At 68.1% G+C, this 24186-nt stretch carries 17 protein-coding genes; 7 read left to right on the top strand and 10 right to left on the bottom strand.

The window, feature by feature from the left end; all coding sequences use genetic code 11:
• Positions 1–348: 348 nt before the first annotated feature.
• Complete coding sequence (locus tag BLO63_RS16925) at positions 349–4065, bottom strand: vitamin B12-dependent ribonucleotide reductase (RefSeq protein ID WP_091442950.1); 3717 nt, start codon at positions 4063–4065, stop codon at positions 349–351.
• A 578-nt stretch (positions 4066–4643) separates the two neighbouring features.
• Between BLO63_RS16925 and BLO63_RS16930 the strand changes: the two genes are divergently transcribed.
• The 3 genes from BLO63_RS16930 to BLO63_RS16940 all read left to right on the top strand — a co-directional run bounded on the left by BLO63_RS16930 (position 4644) and on the right by BLO63_RS16940 (position 7138).
• Positions 4644–5834: an MFS transporter gene (locus tag BLO63_RS16930; RefSeq protein ID WP_091442953.1), complete on the top strand. Its 1191-nt coding sequence runs from the start codon at positions 4644–4646 to the stop codon at positions 5832–5834.
• A gap of 48 nt (positions 5835–5882) precedes the next feature.
• Positions 5883–6338 carry an NADH:ubiquinone oxidoreductase subunit NDUFA12 gene (locus BLO63_RS16935; RefSeq protein WP_091442956.1) on the top strand — a complete coding sequence of 152 codons (456 nt, stop codon included), beginning with the start codon at positions 5883–5885 and terminating at the stop codon, positions 6336–6338.
• 131 nt (positions 6339–6469) lie between these two features.
• On the top strand, positions 6470–7138 hold the full coding sequence (locus BLO63_RS16940) for a DUF2155 domain-containing protein (protein WP_244517925.1): 669 nt from the start codon (positions 6470–6472) through the stop codon (positions 7136–7138).
• Here the strand turns inward: BLO63_RS16940 and aat are convergent.
• The 6 genes from aat to BLO63_RS16970 form a co-directional block, all read right to left on the bottom strand.
• Positions 7069–7749, bottom strand: coding sequence for a leucyl/phenylalanyl-tRNA--protein transferase (gene aat, locus BLO63_RS16945; RefSeq protein ID WP_091442960.1), 681 nt, complete (start codon positions 7747–7749; stop codon positions 7069–7071). The genes BLO63_RS16940 and aat overlap by 70 nt on opposite strands.
• A 154-nt stretch (positions 7750–7903) precedes the next feature.
• Complete coding sequence (accC, locus tag BLO63_RS16950; protein WP_091442963.1) at positions 7904–9256, bottom strand: acetyl-CoA carboxylase biotin carboxylase subunit; 1353 nt, start codon at positions 9254–9256, stop codon at positions 7904–7906.
• A gap of 10 nt (positions 9257–9266) precedes the next feature.
• Entirely contained in the window at positions 9267–9743 is a 477-nt protein-coding gene (gene accB, locus BLO63_RS16955; protein ID WP_425284342.1) for an acetyl-CoA carboxylase biotin carboxyl carrier protein, read from the bottom strand.
• Positions 9744–9776: 33 nt separating this feature from the next.
• Positions 9777–10220: a type II 3-dehydroquinate dehydratase gene (gene aroQ / locus BLO63_RS16960; protein WP_091442967.1), complete on the bottom strand. Its 444-nt coding sequence runs from the start codon at positions 10218–10220 to the stop codon at positions 9777–9779.
• Between the two features lie 205 nt (positions 10221–10425).
• Positions 10426–11211 (bottom strand): DsbA family protein, encoded by a 786-nt coding sequence (locus tag BLO63_RS16965; RefSeq protein ID WP_091442970.1) that lies wholly within the window; start codon positions 11209–11211, stop codon positions 10426–10428.
• Positions 11212–11247: 36 nt separating this feature from the next.
• Entirely contained in the window at positions 11248–12729 is a 1482-nt protein-coding gene (locus BLO63_RS16970) for a M48 family metalloprotease (protein WP_091442972.1), read from the bottom strand.
• Between the two features lie 249 nt (positions 12730–12978).
• Between BLO63_RS16970 and BLO63_RS16975 the strand changes: the two genes are divergently transcribed.
• Positions 12979–14091, top strand: a complete 1113-nt coding sequence (locus BLO63_RS16975) for an aminotransferase class I/II-fold pyridoxal phosphate-dependent enzyme (protein ID WP_091442975.1) — start codon at positions 12979–12981, stop codon at positions 14089–14091.
• A 187-nt stretch (positions 14092–14278) separates the two neighbouring features.
• Here BLO63_RS16975 and BLO63_RS16980 read toward each other — a convergent pair whose 3' ends face one another.
• Positions 14279–14650, bottom strand: coding sequence for a winged helix-turn-helix transcriptional regulator (locus tag BLO63_RS16980; protein ID WP_091442979.1), 372 nt, complete (start codon positions 14648–14650; stop codon positions 14279–14281).
• 156 nt (positions 14651–14806) lie between these two features.
• On the opposite strand from BLO63_RS16980, the gene BLO63_RS16985 reads away from it, so the two are divergent.
• On the top strand, positions 14807–15646 hold the full coding sequence (locus BLO63_RS16985) for an SDR family oxidoreductase (protein WP_091442982.1): 840 nt from the start codon (positions 14807–14809) through the stop codon (positions 15644–15646).
• Between the two features lie 50 nt (positions 15647–15696).
• Here BLO63_RS16985 and BLO63_RS16990 read toward each other — a convergent pair whose 3' ends face one another.
• Both BLO63_RS16990 and BLO63_RS16995 read right to left on the bottom strand, forming a co-directional pair.
• Positions 15697–16524 (bottom strand): transglutaminase-like domain-containing protein, encoded by an 828-nt coding sequence (locus BLO63_RS16990; RefSeq protein WP_091442985.1) that lies wholly within the window; start codon positions 16522–16524, stop codon positions 15697–15699.
• A 167-nt stretch (positions 16525–16691) separates the two neighbouring features.
• Positions 16692–19520, bottom strand: coding sequence for an Rne/Rng family ribonuclease (locus tag BLO63_RS16995; RefSeq protein WP_091442987.1), 2829 nt, complete (start codon positions 19518–19520; stop codon positions 16692–16694).
• A 774-nt stretch (positions 19521–20294) separates the two neighbouring features.
• Here BLO63_RS16995 and BLO63_RS17000 point away from each other — a divergent pair.
• Both BLO63_RS17000 and BLO63_RS17005 read left to right on the top strand, forming a co-directional pair.
• A complete protein-coding gene (locus BLO63_RS17000; RefSeq protein WP_091442989.1) occupies positions 20295–21578 on the top strand; it encodes an N-acetylmuramoyl-L-alanine amidase in 1284 nt (427 codons plus the stop codon).
• Between the two features lie 118 nt (positions 21579–21696).
• On the top strand, positions 21697–24135 hold the full coding sequence (locus BLO63_RS17005; RefSeq protein ID WP_091442991.1) for a penicillin-binding protein 1A: 2439 nt from the start codon (positions 21697–21699) through the stop codon (positions 24133–24135).
• Positions 24136–24186: the final 51 nt, after the last annotated feature.

Below are 24186 nucleotides of genomic sequence, written 5' to 3' on the forward strand. Positions count from 1 at the left end.
ATAGCATCGATGGTATTATTAGCCCAGACTCTCATATCGATAAGCTCGAATGATGCATGTTGAGACGTCGACAAGCAGGTCCGCAGCCCTTGCCAAACTAGACGGTAGCGACGCGGGAGCCAGCAGGCCTGGTTTTGGACATCCGTTCACCGTTCGCCCGGGACGGGAAGGGGCATCCGGGGGCGGGTGACGTGCGGCTTGTGCAGAGACCACGGGTCACCTCGTGGTCGCGCATCTCGCGCCATTTCCGCCTGAAACCGTTCGCTCAACCCTCAGAAAGGGTGAGCGAACGGTTTGCGCCGTTGTGCAGGATTCAGTGACGCATCCGCCTAAGCAGCGGTCAGTGCGTCACGAGCACCCCGTCGTCGAGCCACAGGTCTCGCACTTCAGGCAGGTGCCGTTGCGCACCATGGTGAAGTTCTGGCACTCGGGGCAGGATTCGCCCTCATAGCCCTTGGCGCGGGCCATGGCGCGGGCTTCCGCCTTGGTCGGGCCGGCCGCCGGGGCCGCCGCAGGGGCGGACCAAGGGAGGGCGTCGGTGGCGCCCAGTTCCGGCTCGTCCTCGTCCAGCGGCTCGGCCTTGAGCGCGGTGGCGCCCTGGATGCCGCCGCGTAGCGCGGTGACGTTGGAGGCGGCCGCGCTGGTGGGCGCGGTGGGGGTGCCGGCCGGCACCACCATCAGGCTCACATTCTTGCCGCGCATCAGCCCCTTGGAGACCATGCGCGAGGCGGCCGAGGTCGGCGAGGCCTTGCCCTCGTCCACGCCCTTGCCCAGCGCGTCGAAATGCGACTCGCCCGGCTCGACATGGCCGAGCTCGTGGCGGCCGAGATAGGACACGGCGAGCTCGCGGAAGATGTAGTCGAGGATCGAGGTGGCATACTTGATCACCTCATTGCCCTGCACCGGGCCGGCGGGCTCGAAGCGGGTGAAGGTGAAGGCGTCGACATATTCCTCCAGCGGCACGCCGTACTGGAGGCCCAGCGACACCGAGATGGCGAAATTGTTGATGAAGGAGCGCAGCGCCGCGCCTTCCTTGTGCATGTCGATGAAGATCTCGCCGAGGCGGCCATCATCATATTCGCCGGTGCGAAGATAGACCTTGTGCCCGCCGACCACCGCCTTCTGGGTGTAGCCCTTGCGGCGGTCCGGCATCTTCTCGCGGTCGCGCATGGCGATGACGCGCTCGACGATCTTCTCCACCACCTTCTCGGTGATCTGGGTGGCGCGGGCGGCGGCGGGCTTCTCCAGCAGCGCCTCGACCGCGTCTTCCTCGTCATCCTCGTCGGAGATGAGCTGCGAGTTCAGCGGCTGGGAGAGCTTGGAGCCGTCGCGGTAGAGCGCGTTGGCCTTCAGCGCCAGGCGCCAGGAGAGCAGATAGGCCTCCTTGCAGTCCTCGACGGTCGCCTCGTTCGGCATGTTGATGGTCTTGGAGATCGCGCCCGAGAGGAAGGGCTGCGCCGCCGCCATCATCAGAATGTGGCTGACCACCGAGAGGTAGCGCTTGCCGATGCGCCCGCACGGATTGGCGCAGTCGAAGACGGGATAGTGTTCCGTCTTGAGGAAGGGCGCACCCTCCAGCGTCATCGCCCCGCAGACATGGATGTTCGCGGCCTCGATGTCCTTCTTGGAGAAGCCGAGGAAGGGCAGCAGCTCGAAGGCCGGATCGGCCAGCTTGTCGGCGGGAACGCCGAGCTTGGCCAGTGCCTCGTCGCCCAGCGTCCAGCGGTTGAACACGAACTTGATGTCGAAGGCCGCCTTCACGCTGCCGTCGATCTTCGACAGCATGGCGTCGTCGAAGCCCTTGGTGCGCAGGGTCGAGTGGTTGATCGCCGGCGCCTGGGTGATCGAGCCGTGGCCGACCGCATAGGCCTCGATCTCGGCGAGCTGGCTCTCGGAATAGCCGAGCGTGCGCAGCGCCTCCGGCACGGCGCGGTTGATGATCTTGAAATAGCCGCCGCCGGCCAGCTTCTTGAACTTCACCAGCGCGAAGTCGGGCTCGATGCCGGTGGTGTCGCAATCCATCACCAGGCCGATCGTGCCGGTGGGCGCGAGCAGCGTGGTCTGGGCGTTGCGGTAGCCATGCGCCTCGCCGAGCGAGAGGGCGAGGTCCCACGTCGCCTTGGCACGCTCCACGAGCAGCGCCTCGGGCACCTTGGCATGGTCGAGCGGCACCGGGTTGGTGCTCAGCCCCTCATAGCCCTCGCGCTCGCCATAGGCGGCGCGCCGGTGGTTGCGCATCACCCGCAGCATGTGGGCGGCGTTGGGCTGATATTCCGGGAACGGGCCGAGCTGCTTGGCCATCTCGGCCGAGGTGGCATAGGCGACGCCGGTCATGATGGCGGTGAGCGCGCCGCAATAGGCGCGGCCGGCGTCCGAATCATAGGGGATGCCGGAGGTCATCAGCAGGCCGCCAATATTGGCGTAGCCGAGGCCGAGGGTGCGGTAGTCGTAGGAAAGCTGGGCGATCTCTTTCGAGGGGAACTGCGCCATCAGGATCGAGATTTCGAGCACGACCGTCCACAGCCGGCAGGCATGCTCATAGCTCTCGACATCGAACGTGCCGTCCGCATTGCGGAACTGCAGCAGGTTCAGCGAGGCGAGGTTGCACGCCGTGTCGTCGAGGAACATGTATTCCGAGCACGGGTTCGACGCGCGGATCGGGCCACCGGCCGGGCTGGTGTGCCAGTCATTGATGGTGGTGTGGAACTGGATGCCGGGATCGGCGCAGGCCCAGGCGGCGTGGCCGATCTTCTCCCACAAATCCTGTGCCTTCAGCGTCTTCACCACCTTGCCGGTGATGCGCGAGGTCAGGTTCCAGTCGGCATCGGCCTCGACCGCGTTCAGGAAGGCGTCGTCGACGCGCACCGAATTGTTCGAGTTCTGGCCGGAGACGGTGAGATAGGCCTCGGAGTCCCAATCGGTGTCGTAGATCGGGAATTCGATGTCGGTGTAGCCCTGCTTGGCGAACTGCACGACGCGGCGGATGTAGTTCTCCGGCACCTGCGCCTTCTTGGCGGCGCGGATCTCGCGCTTCAGGGCGGGGTTCTTCTCCGGCTCGTAGCAATCGTCGCCTTCGCCCTCGCAGTTCACGCAGGCCTTCATCACGGCCTTCATGTGCTTGGCGACGGTCTTGGAGCCGGTGACGAGAGCGGCGACCTTCTGCTCCTCCTTCACCTTCCAGTCGACATAGGTCTCGATGTCGGGGTGATCGACATCGACCACCACCATCTTGGCGGCGCGGCGGGTGGTGCCGCCCGACTTGATGGCGCCCGCCGCGCGGTCGCCGATCTTGAGGAAGCTCATCAGGCCGGAGGAGCGGCCGCCGCCGGAGAGCTTCTCGCCCTCGCCGCGCAGGGCGGAGAAGTTGGAGCCGGTGCCCGAGCCGTACTTGAACAGGCGCGCCTCGCGCACCCACAGATCCATGATGCCGCCATCGTTCACCAGATCGTCGGAGACGGACTGGATGAAGCAGGCATGCGGCTGGGGGTGCTCATAGGAGGTCTTGGAGCGGGTGAGCTTGCCGGTGACATGGTCGACATAGAAATGGCCCTGGCTGGGACCATCGATGCCATAGGCCCAGTGCAGGCCGGTGTTGAACCATTGCGGCGAGTTCGGCGCCGCCATCTGCATGGCGAGCATGAAGCGGTGCTCGTCGAAGAAGGCCTGCGCGTCCTCTTCCGAATCGAAATAGCCGCCCTTCCAGCCCCAATAGGTCCAGGTACCGGCCAGACGATCGAAGACCTGGCGGGAATCGGTCTCGCCGGTGAAGCGGTCCTTCTCGGGCAGGGCGCTGAGCGCCTTCTCGTCGGCGACGCCGCGCCAGAGGAAGGACGGGACGGTCTCTTCCTCGGCCTTCTTCAGCCGCGCCGGCACGCCCGCCTTGCGGAAGTACTTCTGCGCGATGATGTCGGTGGCGACCTGCGAGAAATGCTCGGGCACGTCGATGGCTTCGAGACGGAACACCACCGACCCGTCGGGATTGCGAATCTCGCTCGTCGCCTTGCGGAACGCGATGTCCGCATAGGGTGAACGGCCGGCCTGCGTGTAACGGCGCTGGATGCGCATTCTGGTTCGTCCCCGGTTCGGGCGGACCTGTCCGCGGCCCGCGTGTCGATCTTCAAAGCCTCGGACCTGCGTCCGCATACCCCGTCATCCCGGAATCGAACGGCTGGAGGGCCGCACCGTTCCGGTGTGTTGTTGATACGCACGTGGAACGCATAAACGCCCCGCCGGAATGTGGTACCGGCGATGGAGCCCGCTTCAAACTGGATGATGCCGGCCCGCAAAACCTACGCTGCGGCCGACGGCGCCAAACTGGCCGACTCCCTCTGACGCGTCAACCTTACGTCACAAACTCTAGTGTGGAGTATGTGAAAAATCTCTAAATGTAGATGGTGAGGCAACAGTCCGGCCGCCAGGGCCGAACGCCAATCCGTGGGGGATTCGCTCCCTGAGTCCAGAGCCAATGCGCGCCTGCGTGACAGGGCGGTGAACAGTGGGGATGACGGGCATCACTGCTGTCTGTGCAATTGCCATTGCCTCTTCGCACGCTGGCACGGATGCGCTGACCCATCGGCATCTGGACAGCGGCGGCAGGGGGCCCCAAATGGCTGCCAACCCAGCCATCGAACCCGGCCCCTTGCATGACCTCCGCCCCCGACGCGCCCCCCGCCGCCGGCGCCCTGACCTTTTTCCTGCTGGCGCTGGCGGCCGGGCTCGGCGCCGCCAATCTCTATTACGCCCAGCCGTTGATCGCGCTGATCGCCGACGATATCGGCCTCGACGAGACGCTGGCCAGCCTTGTCGTCACGGTGGGGCAGCTTGGCTATATCGTCGGGCTGCTGCTGCTGGTGCCGCTTGGCGATATTGTCGAGAACCGGCGGCTGATCGGCGCCATCCTGCTCTGCGCCGCGGCGGGGCTGGGCCTCGCCTTCGTTTCCACCGCGCCGGCGCTGTTCCTGCTGGCGGCGCTGGTGTTCGGCATCGGCTCGGTGGTGGCGCAGGTGGCGGTGCCCTTCGCCGCCCATCTCGCCCGGCCGGAAGAGCGCGGCCGCAAGGTCGGCAGCGTGGTCAGCGGGCTGATGACCGGCATCTTGCTGGCCCGGCCGGTTTCCTCGCTGCTGGCGCACTGGTTCGGCTGGCGGGCGGTCTTCCTCCTCGCCGCGCTGGCGATGCTGGCGCTGGCGGTCGGCCTGCGGCTTGCTCTGCCGGCGCGCCGCCCGAGCGGGCGCTCCAGCTATCGCCGCCTCGTCGGCTCGCTTTGGCCGCTGCTGCGGACGCAGCCGGTGCTGCGCCGGCGCGCGGCCTATCAGGCGGCGATGTTCGGCGCTTTCACTTTGTTCTGGACCGCCGCGCCGCTGGAGCTCTCGGCGCCGGCCTTCGGCCTCGGCCAGCAGGGCATCGCGCTGTTCGCGCTGGCCGGCGCCGCCAGCGTGGTGGTGTCGCCGCTCGCCGGCTGGCTGGCCGACCGGGGATTTGCGCGGTTGGCGACCGGCGCGGCGCTGCTGCTGGCGATCGCCGGCCTGCTCGTCACCGAGCTCGGCGTCGCTATTTCTTCAGTGGTCGTGCTGGCGCTTGGCGCCATCGTGCTCGACTGCGCGGCGACGGCCAATCTGGTGTTCGGCCAGCGCGCCATCTTCATGCTGGCGCCGGAGATCCGATCGCGGCTCAACGCGCTCTATATCGCCACCTTCTTCTTCGGCGGCGCGCTGGGTTCGGCGCTGGCCAGCCCGCTCTATGCGCTGGGCGGCTGGGGCGCGGTGACGGCGGCGGGCAGCGCGGTGCTGGCCCTGGCGCTGGCCTATTACGCCACCGAGTTCCGCCAGCGTGGTTAAGCGTCACGCCGAGGCGCGTGCGGCTGGACTTCGGGCGGTGCGGGTGGCATGTTCCGCGCGAGATTTACGGCCGGCGCAGGGACGAATTTCGTGAAGCTTTCCGACTTCATCACCGAGACCTTCACCTGGTGGAACGCCCAGACCATGGGCACGCGCTTCCATACCTGGCGGTATGGGGAGTTCGTCGGCACGGACGATTTCGGCAACCGCTACTTCCGCACCAAGGGCGGCAAGATCGACCCCGCGCTCGGCTTCGAGCGGCGCTGGGTGATCTATAACGGCGTTGCCGAGGCCACCGCCATTCCGCCGGGCTGGCACGCCTGGATGCACCAGCGCTCCGATGTGCCGCCGAGCCAGGAAACCTATGTGCCGCGCGAGTGGGAAAAGCCGCACCGGGCCAACCCGACCGGCACGGTCAACGCCTATCACCCGCCCGGCTCGGCCATCGGCTTCGGCCATCGCCCGGAAGTGACGGGCGACTACAAGGCCTGGACGCCCGAGTGAGGCTCGCCACGCCGGCAGGGCAGGCGGGGCCGCACGCGGCATTTTCGCGCCCGCCCCGACATCGCCGCATTGCCCGGCATCTTGGCCCCCAGCGCGCGCCGGAGGGCTGGTGCGCTTCGCGAGGCTTTCCGGTGCACGGCATTTCCGCTTTTCGACCGTTCCTGCGTTCCGCGCTGCTCGCGGGAGCGATGCTGGCCGGGCTTGCCGCCGCCGCGCCGCTCGCCGCCCAGCAGAGCTGGCAGGGCGGGGTCGAATCGCAGCCGCTGGCGCCGCCCCCCGGTGCGATGGACGGGCCGGTGCAGGACCCCGATTCGCCGCCCGGCGGCGTCGGTGTGCCCTCGATCATGGACGACCCCGATGCCGGCGCGCCGCGCGCCCCGGCGCAAGCCCCGGCGGAAGTGCCGGGCCAGGCCACCGTCGGCCCCAGCGGCGATATCGAGGTGATCCAGCCGCCGGAACAGAAGGTGGAGAACCGCACGGCGGTGTTCTCCGGCCTCGACAAGATCACCGGCCGCATCACCAGCTTCGACGTGTCGATCAACGAGACGGTGCAGTTCGGCGCGCTGCGCATCACCCCGCGCGCCTGCTACACAAGGCCCGAGACCGAGCAGCAGAACACCACCGGCTTTGTCGAAATCCAGGAGATTTCGCTGGATGGCAAGGTGCAGCCGCTGTTCGGCGGTTGGATGTTCGCTTCCAGCCCCGGCCTGCACGGCGTCGAGCACCCGATCTATGATGTGTGGCTGACCAACTGCAAGCAGACCGACCCGGTGATCGCCTCGCCCGGCGGCCAGCAGTAGAAATCCCCTTCGCCCGCTTCCAGCGCCTGCGCCAGCAGGCGGTGATACTGGCGCCTCGGCACCTCGATGGCGCCGAAGCTCTTCAGATGGTCGGTGACGAACTGGGTGTCGAGCAGCACGAAGCCGCCCTTCTTTAGCCTCGCCACGAGATGCACCAGCGCCACCTTCGAGGCGTCGCGGGCGGTGTGGAACATGCTCTCGCCGAAGAAGGCGCGCCCCAGCCGCACGCCATAGAGCCCGCCGACCAGCGCCCCGTCCTGCCACGCTTCCACCGAATGGCAGTGGCCGCGCGCATAGAGGTCGCAATAGAGCTTGCGGATGCGCCGGTTGATCCAGGTCGAGCCGCGCCCGTCGGCGGGGGCGGCGCAGCCGTCGATAACCGCCTCGAAATCATGGTCGATGCGGATCTCGAACCGGTCCGAGCGGATGGTGCGGGCGAGACGGCTGGAAATGGCGAAACCGTCGAGCGGGATCACGCCGCGCCGCTCCGGCTCGATCCAGTAGAGGCCGGGATCGTCGGCACTCTCGGCCATCGGGAAGATACCGCAGGCATAGGCCTTCAGCAGCACTTCCGGGGTGATCTCGACCTGGTGTTCGCGCGGGCGTGACATGGCGCCAGCATGACGGAGATGCGCGGCGCTGTGAAGGCGGGGGAGCGATGGCTCGCCTTGTGGCGGACATGAAAATGGCCGGGACGAGCCCGGCCATGACGTCGTTCGGCGTTAAGGCTGAACCCACAGTTAGAGACTAACAATGGGACCAGTATCAGGCGCCCGGCTCACCCTCGGCAAGGAAGTGTTCCAGCCAGTGGATGTCGTAGGCGCCGCGCTTGATGTCGTCGTTCTCGACCAGTTCGCGGAACAGCGGCAGCGTGGTCTCGATGCCTTCCACCACGAACTCGTTCAGCGCCCGGCGCAGGCGCGCGAGGCATTCCTCGCGGGTGGCGGCGTGGACGATCAGCTTGCCGATCATGCTGTCGTAATAGGGCGGGATCGAATAGCCCTGATAGACCGCCGAATCGATGCGCACGCCGAGGCCGCCCGGCACATGCCAGTAGCCGATCTTGCCCGGCGAGGGCCGGAAGGTGCGCGGGTGCTCGGCGTTGACCCGGCACTCGATGGCATGGCCGCGCAGCACTACATCGTCCTGGGTGAAGCTCAGCGTGTCGCCTGCGGCGACGCGGATCTGCTCGCGGATCAGGTCGAATCCGGTGATGGCTTCCGTCACCGGATGCTCCACCTGGATGCGGGTGTTCATCTCGATGAAATAGAACTCGCCATTCTCGTACAGGAACTCGATGGTTCCGGCACCGAGATACTTCATGTCACGCATCGCCTTGGCGCAGGTCTCGCCGATGCGGGCGCGCTGTTCGGCGGTGATGGTCGGGGAGGGGGCCTCCTCCAGCACCTTCTGGTGCCGGCGCTGCAGCGAGCAGTCGCGCTCGCCCAGATGCACCGCATTGCCCTTGCCGTCGCCGAACACCTGAATTTCGATGTGGCGGGGGGTGCCGAGATATTTTTCGATATAGACCGCATCGTCGCCGAACGCGGCGCGGGCTTCCGAGCGGGCGGTCGAGAGGGCGGAGGACAGTTCGTCTTCCGAGCGCGCCACCTTCATGCCGCGCCCGCCACCGCCGGCGGCGGCCTTGATCAGCACGGGATAGCCGATCTCGCGGGCGACCTTGATCGCCTCGTCGTCAGAGGTGACGCCGCCCTCGGAACCCGGGACGCAGGGAATGCCGAGCGCCTTGGCGGTGCGCTTGGCCTCGATCTTGTCGCCCATGACGCGGATATGCTCGGGCTTGGGCCCGATGAAGGCGACGCCGTGGTCGATGAGGATCTCGGCGAAGCGCGCATTCTCGGAGAGGAAGCCGTAGCCCGGATGCACCGCTTCCGCGCCTGTGATCTCGCAGGCGGCGAGCAGGGCGGGAATGTTGAGGTAGCTGTCCTTGGCGGACGGCGGGCCGATGCACACGCTCTCGTCGGCCAGCTTCACATGCATGGCGTTGGCGTCGGCGGTGGAATGAACCGCCACGGTGGCGATGCCCATTTCCTTGCAGGCGCGCAGCACGCGCAGGGCGATCTCGCCGCGATTGGCAATCAGGATCTTGCCGAACATCAGGCGCGCCTCACTCGATGATCAGGAGTGGCTCGCCATATTCGACCGGCTGCGCATTCTCCACGAGGATTCGGGTCACGGTGCCGGCGCGGGGCGCGGGAATCGCGTTCATGGTCTTCATCGCCTCGACGATGAGCAGCGTCTGGCCTTCCTTCACCACCGAGCCGACATCGATGAAGTACTTGGCGCCGGGCTCCGGGCCGAGATAGGCGGTGCCCACCATCGGCGAGGTGACGAGGCCGGGATGCTTGGAGATGTCGTCCACGGCCGCCGGCGCCAGGGCGGCGGGTGCCGGCGCGGGAGCGGCGGCCACCGGGGCCGGCGCAACCGCGACCGGGGCGGCGGCATAGACGGTCGGCGCGGCGCGGACGACGCGGATGCGCAGATCCTCGTGCTGCACCTCGATCTCGGTGAGGTCGCTTTCGGAGAGCAGGTTGGCGATCTCGCGCACCAGCGCGGGGTCGATGTTCGGCTTGTTGGTTTTCATCATGATCCCGTGACGGTGGCTCGCCCGTCTCCCTCAGCTGATCTTGCCACCGGCGGTGGCGAGCGCATCGATGGCGAGCCGGTAGCCATCGATCCCCAGCCCGCAGATCACCCCACGGGCGACCGGCGAAATAAAGGAATGATGGCGGAAGGCTTCGCGCGCGAAGACGTTGGACAGGTGGACTTCGACGACAATGAGGCCGACCGCCTTGATGGCGTCGGCAAGGGCGACGGATGTATGGGTATAGGCGGCCGCGTTCAGCACCACGCCGCGCGAGCCGCGTGCTTCCTGCAGGAAGGTGACGAGCTCGCCCTCGTGATTGCTCTGGCGGAACACGAGGTCCAGCCCGTGGCGCTCGCAGGCGGCGCGGCAGGCAGCTTCGACATCGGCGAGGGTCGCATGGCCGTACACCTCCGGCTCGCGCGTGCCGAGCAGGTTGAGGTTCGGTCCGTTGAGAACATGCACCGTGTCGGGCATCGCGCCTCATTCAGCCAGCCGCCGGCGGCCCCATGCCGGGACGGCCGCGGGGTTATAGGCAATGGCTGGCCCCGCGCCAAGCCCCGCCGCGCTTTCCGCGGGATTATCCCCGGCGGGCGGGGTGAGCGGGCCCGGCAAGAGTCCGGTGCCGCACGGGGCGCCACCGGGCCGGGATCAGCACGATTCGGACATCAGCACTGGGTGATCAGCACTGGGTCTTGCCGCAGCTGCGCACCGAGGCGATGGCGCCCTTGAGCTGGTCGTGGCCGACCGCGCCGACCACCACCTGGTCGCCCAGCACATAGCTCGGCGTGCCGTCGATGCCGAGCGCCTCGGCCAGCTGCAGGTCGTCCTGCAGGGTGGCGTTGACCTCGGGGTTCTCCAGCGCCTTCTCCAGCGCCGCCTTGTCGATGCCGACCGCGACGGCGGCCTCTATCGCCTTGTCCTTGTTGGCCTGCCCGCGCTCGCCGAGCAGCTTCTTGTGGAAGTCGAAATACTTGTCCGGCGCCGTCAGCCGCACCGCGACGCCGACCCGCGCCGCTTCCACCGATCCCGGCCCGAGCACCGGGAATTCCTTGAGGATGACCTTCAGCTTGGGGTCGCCCTGGATCATCTCGGTGAGGTCGGTGAGCGCGCGCTTGCAGTAGCCGCAATTGTAATCGAAGAACTCCACCAGCGTGACGTCGCCCTGCGGGTTGCCGACTACGATGCCGCGCGTGGTGTCGTAGATGCGCGGCTTGAGCTCGGCTACGGCGGCCTCGCGCTGCTTGGCCTCGGCGGCGGCCTGGCGCTTCTGCAGCACCATGATCGCCTCCTGGATCACCTCGGGATTGTTGACGAGATACTCGCGGATCACGCCCTCGAATTCCTTGCGCTGGGCGTCGTCCAGCGCCGAGGCGGGCGTGTGGGCCGCGCCGAGCAGCAGGCCGGCGGCAAGGCCGAGCGCGAGGGTCGCGCGGCCGGCGCGGCGGAAGAGGCTGAGGGGCGACATGGGGTTCTCCAGAGGGAAGGGGGCGCGCGCGGTCATTTACTGGCCGGCTCTCTTGCTGCGGGCGTTGCGGTCCACCGGCGGCTTGTAGTTGACGATGTCGTCCGCCTTCAGCCAGCCCGGCGTGCCGAGCTTGAAGCCGTTGCGGGCCCGGGTCGCCAGTTCGCGCGAGAGGCGGAAGTCGCCGCTCATGAAAGCGGCCTGCGCCGAGGCGAGGTCGGCATTGGGAATGTCGCCCTTGCGGCCATAGGCCATGGCGAGATAGCGCCAGCCGGCCGGCGAGGAGGGCTCGCGCTGCAGGCTGAAGGTCAGTTCGCGCACCGCCTCGTCCATCGACGCCTTGTCTTCATTGGCTACCAGCGCCTGGCCGAGCAGCATGCGGATCAGCGGGTTGCCGTTGGACAGCGCCACCGCCCGGCGCAGCGGCGGCACCGCCTCGCGCGCCCGGCCCGCTTCCAGCAGCGCCTGACCCTTCAGCTCGTAGAAATAGGGGTTGTTCGGCTGCTCGGCGATCAGCGAATCGATCTGGTTCAGCGCGTCGGGAATGCTGCCGAAGCGGTAGCCTGAAATCGCCCGCGCGTAGCGCGCCGGCATTGAAGTGTCCGAGCGCGGATAGGTGCGGCTCACCGAATCCGGCGGCTGGGTGAAGCCGACCAGCTTGGCCCGCATCATGTCGTGCCGCGCCTGCAAAGAGGGCGAATCCTTGGCGTCGTAATAGGGGCTCTTCTTCGCCATTTCCGTCAGCAGCGCGATGCGCTCGGTCGCCATCGGGTGGCTGAGCACATAGGGGTCGATGCGCTGGCTCAGGAACATCTGGTCGTTCTGGAAGCGCTCGAACGTGGTCAGCATGCCCTTGGCCGACTGCTTGGTGGCGGTGAGGTACTTCACCGCCGCCTGGTCGGCGGAGGCTTCCTGCCCGCGCTGGTAGGACAGCAGGGTGCGGCGGATGACCTCCTGCGGTGCCATGACGGCGCCGGCCGCCGCCCCGCCCATATTGGCGCCGCTCGCCGCGCCGGCCGCGACACCGCCGGCGGCCAGCAGCATGGCGACGATGGAGGCGGTCTGCGCCGTCTCCAGCTGCTGGCGCATATTGGACAGATGCCCACCGGCGATATGGCCGGTCTCGTGCGCCAGCACGCCGATGATCTCGTTCGGCACCTTCGACTGCTTGAGCGCGCCGGTGTTGATGAAGATGCGCCGCCCGTCGGCGACGAAGGCGTTGAAGCTGTCGCTGCCGACCAGCACCACCTGGATGTTCTGCTGCTGCAGGCCGGCGGCCTTGAAGATCGGGCGCGTATAGTCGCGCATCAGCGTCTCGATCTCGGCGTCGCGGATGATGTTGGGCTGGCGGCTCTGCGCCTGCGCCGGGCCGGCGGGGGCGAGAAGCGCGGCTGCGGCCAGAAACGTGGCGCCACGCGCCAGCCTGGCGGCAAGGCGCGCCGCAGCGCCGGCGCGGCGGCGGGCCGGGGCGATCGAGGTTCGCGCAAGCGAGGGGTTGTCAAGCAGCAGGGAAGGCATCATCCATCGACACAGTGGGTTCGCGGCGAACTGACGCTGTCGCGACGGCAGGGTCAAGCCTCGGCCTCATCATCTTCTATTGAACATCCGCCGAAACGGCCCGGAAAATGCGGCGGCGATACGGCAGGTTCGGCAAGGTTCGTACATATGAGCGCATCCCCTTCCTCTCCCCGCCTCGAGGCCGCCGCAAGTCTGGCAGGCGGAGGTCTGGCCGGCGCTTCCCGCCGCAGCGAGATCGCGCCCTTCATCGTCATGGACGTGATGGAGCGGGCGGCGCGCATCGAGGCGGCCGGCGGCCATGTCATCCATATGGAGGTCGGCCAGCCGGCGGCGCCGGCGCCCTCCACCGCCCGAGAGGCGGCGCGCCGCGCGCTCGACCATGGCCGCATCGGCTACACCACCGCGCTCGGCATTGCCTCGCTGCGCGCCCGCATCGCCCGCCATTATGGCGAGACCTATGGCGTGGAGATCGACCCGGCGCGGGTGGTGGTGACGACGGGCTCCTCCTCCGGCTTCCTGCTCACCTTCCTCGCCCAGTTCGAGCCGGGGGACCGGGTGGCGATCGCCAATCCCGGCTATCCCCCCTATCGCCACATCCTCACCGCGCTCGGCTGCGAGCCGGTGCTGATCGAGACCGACGCCGCCTCGCGCTGGGTCATCACCCCCGAGGCGCTGCTGGAGGCGCACCGGCGCACCCCGCTGAAGGGCGTGCTGGTGGCGAGCCCCGCCAACCCGACCGGCACGATGATGCGGCCCGAGGCGCTGGCCGAGCTGGTGCGCACCGCCGAGGGCGCCGGCATCCGCTTCATCTCCGACGAGATCTATCACGGGCTGGACTACGCCTTCCCCGCCTCGACGGCGGCGGCGATCAGCTCGGAGGCGACCATCATCCATTCCTTCTCGAAATATTTCTGCATGACCGGCTGGCGGGTCGGCTGGATGGTGATGCCGGAAGGTCTCGTGCGCGCGGTGGAGCGGCTGCAGCAGAACCTGATGATCTCGGTGCCGACGCTCTCGCAGATCGCCGCCGAGGCGGCCTTTGACGGCGCGGCCGAGATGGAGGCGGTCAAGCATGGCTATGAGGAGAACCGGCTGATCCTCACCACCGGGCTGCCGGCGGCCGGCCTGCCGGAATTCCTGCCCGTCGACGGGGCGTTCTATCTCTATGCCGATGTCTCGCGCTTCACCGACGATTCCGCCGCCTTCGCCCGGCGGCTGCTGGACGAGGCGCATGTGGCGGCGACGCCGGGGGTCGATTTCGACCCGCATCGCGGCCACCATTATCTGCGCCTGTCCTATGCCGGCGCCCCGGACGACATGCGTGAGGCGGTGCAGCGCATCGGCGAGTTTTTGCGGAAGGGGTGACGGGCGAGGCTGGGAGCGGGCGGGCCGGCGTCCTTCGAGGCTCGCTGCGCGCGCCTCGGGATGACGGGCCACTGCCCTCTTGCCCGGGCTTGACCCGGGCACCCAGCGGTCCCGCTGCGCCACACAGTCTGGGTCCCCGGGTCAAGCTCGGGGATGAGGGAAGCGGGGGCGGCGTCTACCCCGGAATTTACCGTTCCATCACCGCCGCGTCATAGGCGGCCTGGGCGGCGAGGATGGCGTCCATATTGTGCTCGGCCCAATGGGTGAGGGCGGCGGCGGTTTCCGCCAGCGCCCGGCCGAGCGGGGTGAGGGCGTATTCCACCGTGACCGGCACGGTGGGGTAGACCGTGCGCGTGACCAGCCCGTCGCGCTCCAGCTTCTTCAGCGTCTGCGACAGCACCTTCTGCGAGATGGCCTTGATGTCGCGCCGCAGGTGATTGAACCGCACCGGCCCATCCTCCAGCCGGTCGAGGATCAGCAGCGCCCATTTGTCGGCCAGCCGGTCGAGCACCAGCCGGGTCGGGCAGCGGTCCTCATAGACATTGTAGGCGTAGCGCATCGCGGTCTCCGTCGCTGTCGTCCCGTGGGCTGGTTTGGCGGGGCGGTTTCCTCGACGCCACCATGTGAGCCGCAGGTGCTCTCTTCCGGTCTCTCTAGGGAGAGAGTATGTAGTCCATCGAAACATGGTTTCCAATGGATACTGAGGAGAGCGACAATGACAGGCAAGATTCTGGTGCTCGGCGCGAGCGGGCATGTCGGCCGCCCGCTGGTGAAGGAACTGCTGGCCCGTGGCGAGAGTGTGAAGGCCGCCTCGCGCGGCGGCCAGCCGATCGACGGCGCCGAGAGCGTCGCCTTCGATTTCGCCGCGCCGGATTTCGCGGCGGCGTTTGACGGCGTCGACCGCGCCTTCGTGATGCTGCCGGGTGGCTATGTGAATTCCCGGGAGCTGCTGATCCCGGTCATCGAGGCCGCCGCCGCGCGCAAGGTGAAGGTGGTGCTGCAGACCGCGCTCGGCGTCGATGCCGACGATGCCATTCCCTATCGCCAGGTCGAACTGGCGCTGATCGCCTCCGGCACGCCGTATGTGATCCTGCGGCCGAACTGGTTCACCGACAATTTCCTGAACTTCTGGAAGCCGGGAATCGACCATGCCGGCGTCATCGCCGTGCCGGCGGGCGAGGGCAAGTCCGCCTTCATCGACGCCCGCGACATCGCCGCCAGCGCGGCCCGCGTGCTCACCAGCGATGCCTTTGACGGAAAGGCGTTCAACCTCTCCGGGCCGGAGGCGCTGAGCTATGCCGAGGCGGCGGCGGTGCTCGCCCCGGTCATGGACAAGCCGGTCGCCTATACCCCGGTCGATGACGACACCTTTGTCGGCATTCTGACCGGGGTCGGCATCGGGGAGGATTATGCCCGCTTCCTCGCCAGCATCTTCTATCCCGTGCGCGAGGGCTGGACCGCCGGCGTCACCGATGCGGTGCAGACGCTGACCGGCCACGCGCCGCGCTCGGTCGCGCAATGGGCGCAGGACCACGCGGCGGCGCTGCGGGCGTGAAGGCGCGCGCCCCTGTCTCTCGGAGCTTTTCCGGGAGACAGGGGCGCCGCCTATGCCGCCACCTGCTCGGTGATGACCTCGAAGCGCTGCAGCATGTGCGGCCCGAAGGTGTGGATCATCGGGATATCGGCGGCGTCGCGTCCGCGCGCCACCAGCACCCGGCCGATGCGGGGCACGTTGTGGCGGGCGTCGAAGGTGTGCCAGTGGCCGCCAATATAGGCCTCGAACCACGCATTATAGTCCATCGGCGCCGGGTCCGGCGGCACGCCGATATCACCGAGAAACCCGTTGCAGTAGCGGGCCGGAATATTCATCGCGCGGGTCAGCGCCACCGCCAGATGGGTGAAGTCGCGGCAGACGCCGACGCGCTCGTTGAAGGCCTGGGCGGCGGTGCGGGTGTTGCGGGCGAACTGGTAGTCGAACCGGATCTGGGCGTTGACGAAATTGCAGATCTGCTGGACCCGGTTCCAGCCGGGGGCGTAGCCGCCGAACAGGTTCCACGCCACGCCCGAGAGTTCGTCCACCTCGCAGTAGCGGCTCGGTAGCAGGAATTGCAGCACCTCGGGCGGAAGCTCGGCCGGCGCGTGCTCGATGGCGTTCTGGTCGAACACATCGAGCGTGCCGGGATCGGCGACGTTGAAGCGGCTCTCGAAGCGGGCGCCGCCGGACGGGATGACCAGGCGCCGGCAGATATTGCCGAAGCTGTCGTCGTAGTCCTCGGTGGGAACCGGACTGCCATCGCTGAGCGCGGTGACGCTCATCGTCGCGACATCGATGATGTCGCCCTGTCGTTCCGGGTGCGCGTCAAGCAGGGTGATGCCGGCGGTCGGCTGGTTGCAGACGACCTCGATCCGGTACCCGCATTGTATGGTGATCATCCGCGCCCCGCATCGCTTTCATTGCAGGGCAGAACACCGCTCGCGGGCGGAGGTTCCAGCAGGGGGTGCCGAGATTGCAGGCATGTTGAAAGACAAAAACGGCGCCGTGAGGCGCCGTTTTCATGAGCGGGGCAGGGAGGTTCCTGCCGATACCTAGTCGGCGAGGATCACTCGCCGAAGATCTTGCGCTGCCACCAGCCGGTGCGGCGCGGGCGATCGGGCTCCGGCTCGGCCGGGGGCGCCGCCTCGATGGGGGCGGGCGCGCTGGCCGGCGCCTCGTCCGAAGACGCCTCGTCCGCCGGGGACGCGACGGCCGGCTCACTGGCGGGGGCGCTGGCCTCGGCCGGTGCTTCCGGCGCGGCGGCTTCCGCCGGCGCGTCGCTCGCGCTGTCGCTCTCGGCAACGACCGGGGCCTTCTCGCGCACCGTCGAGCGACGGCGGCGCGGCTTCGGCTTGGCAGCCTCCGGCGCATCGGCGACTTCCGCAGCCGGGGCGTCGGCGGCGGGAGCGTCGGCGACAGGTGCGGCTTCAGCCGGCGCGGCTTCAGCCGCAGGGGCCTCAGTCGTCTCGGCCGCTGCCGCCTTGGTGCGGCGTCCGCCGCGACGGCCGCGACGCGGCTTCTCGTCCTCGGCAGGTGCGGCGTCGGCCGGCGCTTCGGATGCGGCTTCGGCCGGAGCCTCGACCGGAGTCTCGGCGGGGGCCTCGACCGGCGTGGCGGTCGCTTCCTCGGCCAGAGCCACAGCCTGCTCGGCCGGTTCGCCGGCGAGAGGTGCTTCGGCCGTCACCTCGGGTGCCGCGTCGGCGCGCTCGCTGGAACGCTCCTCGTCGTCACCCTCGTCGCCGTCATCCTCGAACTCGGCGCCGGACATGTCCGATCCCGCCTCGCCCTCGGCATGGCGCTCGCCATTCTCGCCGTTCTCGCCATTGGCACCACCGCCGCGCCGACGCCGGCGCCGACGGCGCCGACGGCGTCCGCCATCGCCGGCCGGGTCGCCGGCCGCGGGCGCCGGCGGGGTGCTGCGGCTCTCGCCGGCTTCGGGCTCGGCGGCGGCTTCCACCGTGGCCTCGGCTTCGCTCTCCGCCTCGGCTTCCTCGGCGGCGGCGAGGTCCATTTCGTCCTCGGGCTCGAACACCAGCTCGGGCGGACGCGGCAGCGGGATCGGGTTCAGCACCGCTTCGCCCTTGTCGATGGCGAAGGGGGTGAGCCCGGTCAGCGTCTGGTCGGCCGCGATGGTGATCAGCACGCCGAAGCGCTCTTCCAGCTCGTGCAGATGCGCGCGCTTGTGGTTGAGCACATAGAGCGCGTTCTCGGCGCGGGTGCGGATGACGAGGTTATGCGTGTTCGAGCGCTGGAGAATGTCCTCGGCGCCGCGCAGCATCTGCAGCGCGACCGAGGGCGAGGAGCGCACATGGCCGGTGCCGCCGCAATGCGGGCAGACCTCGGTGGAGGATTCCAGCACGCCGGTGCGGATGCGCTGGCGGCTCATTTCCATCAGGCCGAAATGCGAGATGCGGCCAAGCTGGATGCGGGCGCGGTCGTTCTTCAGGCAGTCCTTGAGCTTGCGCTCCACCGCCCGGTTGTTGCGCTTCTCGTCCATGTCGATGAAGTCGATCACGACAAGGCCGGCAAGGTCGCGCAGGCGCAGCTGGCGGGCCACCTCTTCGGCGGCCTCCAGGTTGGTCTTCAGCGCCGTGTCCTCGATATTGTGCTCGCGGGTCGAGCGCCCGGAGTTCACGTCGATGGAGACCAGCGCCTCGGTCGGGTTGATGACGAGATAGCCGCCGGACTTCAGCTGCACCTGCGGCAGGAACATCGCGTCGAGCTGGCTCTCCACCCCGAAGCGGGTGAACACCGGCTGCAGATCCTTGTAGACCTTCACGTTCTTCGCATGGCTCGGCATGAGCATGCGCATGAAGTCCTTGGCCTCGCGATAGCCCTCGTCGCCAGCGACCAGAACCTCGTCGATGTCCTTGTTGTAGAGGTCGCGGATCGAGCGCTTGATCAGCGAGCCTTCCTCATAGACCAGCGAGGGGGCGGTGGAGCCGAGCGTCAGCTCGCGGACATTCTCCCACAGGCGCAGGAGATATTCGAAGTCGCGCTTGATTTCCGGCTTGGTGCGGTTGGCGCCGGCGGTGCGCAGGATGACGCCCATGCCCTCCGGCACTTCGAGGTCGGAGGCGACCTCCTTCAGCCGCTTGCGGTCCTCGGCCGAGGTGATCTTGCGGGAGATGCCGCCACCGCGCGCGGTGTTGGGCATCAGCACCGAATAGCGGCCGGCGAGCGAGAGATAGGTGGTGAGCGCCGCGCCCTTGTTGCCGCGTTCTTCCTTGACTACCTGCACCAGCATGACCTGCCGGCGCTTGATGACTTCCTGGATTTTGTAGGTGCGAGCCCGGCCGCGCGGGGCGCCGCGCTCGGGCATTTCTTCCATGGCGTCGTCGGAGCCGACCTCGTCGACGATCTCTTCCTCGTCGGCGATCTCCTCGATCTCGCCGCCGCCTTCGCCGCCCGTCTCGTCCTCGGAGGAGGAGCGGCGGCGGCGCGAGCGGCGCGCCGGGGCGGCGTCGCCCTCGCTCTCGCCGGCCGCCTCGACGGTGGTGTCTTCGGAAACGCTCTCGTCGCCCTCGGCGGTCTTGGCCGCGCCGCGCGCCCGGCGGGGACGGCTCTTGGGCTTGTCCTCGTTCTCGGCCTCGGCATCGCGCCGCTGCTGGCGTTCTTCCTCGGCGAGCAGCGCCTGCCGGTCGGCGACCGGGATCTGGTAATAGTCGGGATGGATCTCGCTGAAGGCGAGGAAGCCATGCCGGTTGCCGCCATATTCGACGAAGGCGGCCTGGAGGGAGGGTTCTACCCGCGTGACCTTGGCGAGGTAGATATTGCCGCGCAGCGGCTTGCGGTTGGCGGCCTCGAAGTCGAATTCCTCGACTCGGTTGCCGCGCACCACCACCACCCGAGTCTCCTCGGGATGGGTGGCGTCGATGAGCATCTTGTTGGCCATTGAACTCTCATATGGGGCCACGGCCGCGTCGACGTCGCCAGCGACGCCGGACGGCTCAAGCCGTGCCAGTAAGCGGAAATTGAAAGCGTGAAGAGGATGCGGCGGTGAGGACGGGGAGCCTCGCAGGCGGGGCGCCGACGCGGTGCGCAGGTCACGGGCCGGCGGGCAGGTGCGCGGCGGAAAACCGCCCTGCGCACGAGACCCACACTTGCCGGCTGACGCATCATCGTTGGTTGCCGTCCTTACACGACCGAACAGGGCAAGCCGCGACCGCGCACGATCCGGCTCAAGGCAGATGGCCGCGAAGGCGCGTGGGGGACGACACGACGAAATGCGCCGCGCCAGGACACCACGTCCACTCGTCCGTGAATGACAAAACCGGGCCGCGTTCCCCCTGGCGCGCAGTCATGACGACCGCCAAGGCACGGCTACGGGTCCTGAACGGAATTCGCGCCTTGTGCCGGGCCGCTCCATCGCTGGGCAGCCCTTCGCCGCAGGGGCCGCGAGAGCCGGACGTCGACGGGCGACCGGAATGCGAACCATATGCGTGCTCTTAATAGCGGCATGCGTGCCGATTTGGCAAGGATCGTGTCCGACAGGGTCCGCTCGTCTCCCGTTGCCCGTCGGACACGGCGGCCGGGCGAAGCGGCGCCGGGTGCCACGGCCGGTTAACGGTTCGTTGTTATTTCGCTAGAAAGGTCGGGAGCGCGGGACGGTCGCCGCGCCGGACGGCCGAAAGGGGAGACGCGGGCAGACATGGTGTGGCGAACGGGCATGGGGAAGATCTGTCTGGCGGCGGCGCTTGCGCTGTTGCCGGCGTGGCTTGGCATGGCCCCTGCCACCTCCCGTGCCGCCGGCGCCAGCGACCCGGTGGTGGCCAGCGATGCGCGCCTCGCCGGCGATGGCGAGCGCACCCGGCTGGTGATCGACCTGTCGCGTGCGGTGCCGCTCGGCGCCTTCACCCTCGCCGACCCCTATCGGGTGGTGGTCGACATTCCCGATGTCATCTTCGCGCTGCCGGCCTCGGCCGGGCAGGAGGGGCGGGGGCTTGTCGCCGCCTATCGCTTCGGCCTGTTCGCCCCGGGCAAGGCGCGCATCGTGCTCGACGTCACCGACCCGGTGACGGTCGACAAGGCCTTCGTGCTGGAGCCGATGGACGACCAGCCGGCGCGGCTCGTGATCGACCTCGTCAAGACCGACCGCGCCAGCTTCCTGCAGGCGGTGGCCGCACCGCTGCGTGCCACCGAGCCGCCGGAAATGCCGCAGGCGGAAGCCGCCGTGCTCGGCGACAACCGTCCGGTCATCGTGCTCGATCCCGGCCATGGCGGCATCGATCCCGGCGCGGTCAATGCCAAGTTCGGCGTCACCGAAAAGGAGCTGGTGCTCACCATCGCCCGCCTGCTGGAGCAGCGCCTGACGGAGGCCGGGCGCTACCGCGTGCTGCTGACACGCACCAAGGACACCTATGTCTCGCTCGGCCAGCGGGTGCGCTTCGCCCGCGACAACGGGGCCAGGCTGTTCATCTCGCTGCACGCCGATTCGCTCGGCTCGCGCGATGGCGATGTGCGCGGGGCGACGATCTACACCCTCTCCGACCGCGCCTCCGACGCCGAATCGCAGCGACTGGCGGATGCGGAAAACAAGGCGGACATGATTGCCGGCCTCGATCTTTCCGAGGAGCCGGCGGATGTCGCCGGCATATTGTTCGACCTCGCCCAGCGCGAAACGCGTAATTTCTCCGCCCTGTTCGCGCGCAGCCTTGCCGGCAGCGTCAGCGGCGTGGCGCGGATGCACAAATCACCGCTCAAATCGGCGGGTTTCAAGGTGTTGAAGGCGCCCGACGTGCCCTCCGTATTGTTCGAACTGGGGTATCTTTCCAGCGCCAAGGACCTCGAACTCATGACATCGGCCGCATGGCAGGCTAGTGTGACCGAGGCCATGGCGGTGGCGGTCGATGCCTATTTCGCCGCGCAGGGGCCCGCTGAGGGGACTCCCGTGGCGTTGCCGGCCAGCGTCGGCCGGACGGGCGGCGATCCACTGGCGGCGACCGGGCCTTGAACGGTCGCGATTAGGCCATAGTTGCCGCGCACACGCTGCCCTTCGGGCGACGACCACATTCGGACTCTTATCGCGCTACCGCGCGGGGGTGTTCTCAGCTTATTGGGGGCCTGGCCGTATGCGGCTGCTTCTGCGGTTCTTGGGGTTCATGTTCGCGCTCGGCACGATCGTCTTTGTGATCGGCGGGGCGGCGGCCGGCTATTTCGCATGGAAATTCTCGCAGGATCTGCCGGACTACAGCCAGCTGCAGAACTACGAGCCGCCGGTCATGACCCGCGTCCATGCCGCCGATGGCTCGCTGCTGGCCGAATATGCCCGCGAGCGCCGGCTCTATCTGCCGATCCAGAACATCCCGCCGCTGGTGAAGGACGCTTTCCTCGCCGCCGAGGACAAGAACTTCTATTCCCATGGCGGCATCGACCTCACCGGCATCGGCCGCGCCGCCTTTGCCTTCGTGCAGAATTACGGTTCCGGCCGCCGCCCGCAGGGCGCCTCCACCATCACCCAGCAGGTGGCCAAGAACTTCCTCCTCACCAACGAGGTCTCGATCGACCGCAAGGTGAAGGAGGCGCTGCTGGCGCTGCGCATGGAGCGCGCCTACTCCAAGGACAAGATCCTCGAACTCTATCTGAACGAGATCTATCTCGGCATCGGCTCCTATGGCGTCGCCGCCGCCTCGCTGCTCTATTTCGACAAGTCGGTCTCCGAGCTGACCATCGCCGAGGCCGCCTATCTCGCCGCCCTGCCGAAGGGCCCGAACAATTATCACCCCTTCCGCCGCCACGACGCCGCCGTCGAGCGCCGCAACTGGGTGATCGATCGCATGGCCGAGAACGGCTACATCACCCAGCAGCAGGCTGACGAGGCCAAGAAGACCGACCTTTCCGTGACCGTGCGCCCGACCGGCGCGCATATCTTCTCGGCCGAATATTTCGCCGAGGAGGTGCGCCGCGAGATCTTCGAGCGCTATGGCGAGGACAAGCTGTATGGCGGCGGTCTCTCGGTGCGGACCTCGCTGAATCCCAAGCTCCAGCAATATGCCAAGCAGGCGCTGCTCGACGGGCTGACCCGCTATGACGAGCAGCGCGGCTTCCGCGGCCCGGTCACGCGCATCGAGACGACGGGCGACTGGGGTGCGCGGCTCGCCGATGTGCGCACCTTCACCGACATTCCCTGGCGGCTCGCCGTGGTGCTGGATTCCGACGCCAAGGGCGCGCGCATCGGCCTGCAGCCGCAGCGCGACCGCTCCGGCGTGCTCGGCACCCAGCGCGATGTCGGCATGATCACCGCCGACGGCGCCAAATGGGCGATCCGCAACGCCAAGGGCGGCGTCGCCGGCGTCCTCAAGCCCGGCGACGTGGTCTATGTCGAGCCGGTGGACGGCAAGCCCGACCAGTGGCGCCTGCGCCAGCAGCCGCAGATCGAAGGCGCGCTGGTTGCGATGGACCCCTCGACCGGGCGCGTGCTGGCCATGGCGGGCGGCTTCTCCTTCGATGAGAGCCAGTTCAACCGCGCCACCCAGGCGCAGCGCCAGCCGGGCTCGTCCTTCAAGCCCTATGTCTATGCGGCGGCGATCGACAATGGCTACACGCCGTCCAGCGTCGTGCTGGATGCGCCGTTCGAACTGGCCCAGCAGGGGCAGGCGACGTGGCGGCCGGAGAATTATTCCGGCAAGTTCTATGGCCCGCAGACCCTGCGCTTCGGCATCGAGCAGTCGCGCAACGTGATGACGGTGCGGCTGGCGAACGATCTCGGCATGCCGCTGATCGTCGAATACGCCAAGCGCTTCGGCGTCTCCGACAATCTTCTGCCCGTGCTCTCCATGTCGCTCGGCGCGGGTGAAACCACCGCGCTGCGCATGGCCGGCGGTTATTCCATGTTCGCCAATGGCGGCAAGCGCATCAAGCCGACGCTGATCGACCGAATCCAGGACCGTTACGGCAAGACCATCTACCGCCATGACGAACGCGAATGCCGCGGCTGCGACGCCGCCGGCTGGTCCGGCCAGAACGAGCCGGTGCTGATCGACCGGCGCGAGCAGGTGCTCGACCCGATGACCGCCTACCAGATCACGTCGATGCTGGAAGGCGTGGTGCAGCGCGGCACCGGCACGGCGCTGAAGGTGCTCGGCAAGCCGATCGCCGGCAAGACCGGCACCACCAACGAGGAAAAGGACGCCTGGTTCGTCGGCTACACACCTGAACTGGTGGTGGCGGTGTATCTCGGCTTCGACACGCCCAAGCCGATGGGCAAGGGCTCGACCGGCGGCCAGCTCGCCGCCCCGGTGGTGCGCGACTTCATGAAGCTGGCGCTGGCCGACCGGCCGGCCGTGCCGTTCCGCGTACCGCCCGGCATCAAGCTGATCCGCATCAACCCGAAGAGCGGCCTGCGCGCCGGCCCGGGCGAGGGCTCGATCCTGGAGGCCTTCAAGCCGGGCACCGCGCCGCCGGACAGCTATTCGATCATCGGCGCCACCGATGCGGCGGGCAATCCCATCGGAATCAACCCCGACGCCGAACGCGCGGTCGGCGCCAGCGGCACGGGCGGGCTCTACTGAGGCGCGTTCGCGCCCGGATCTCCGGATGCCGGGTGCGCCCTTATTTCTGCC

The sequence above is a fragment of the Ancylobacter rudongensis genome (assembly GCF_900100155.1).
Lineage (GTDB): Bacteria > Pseudomonadota > Alphaproteobacteria > Rhizobiales > Xanthobacteraceae > Ancylobacter > Ancylobacter rudongensis.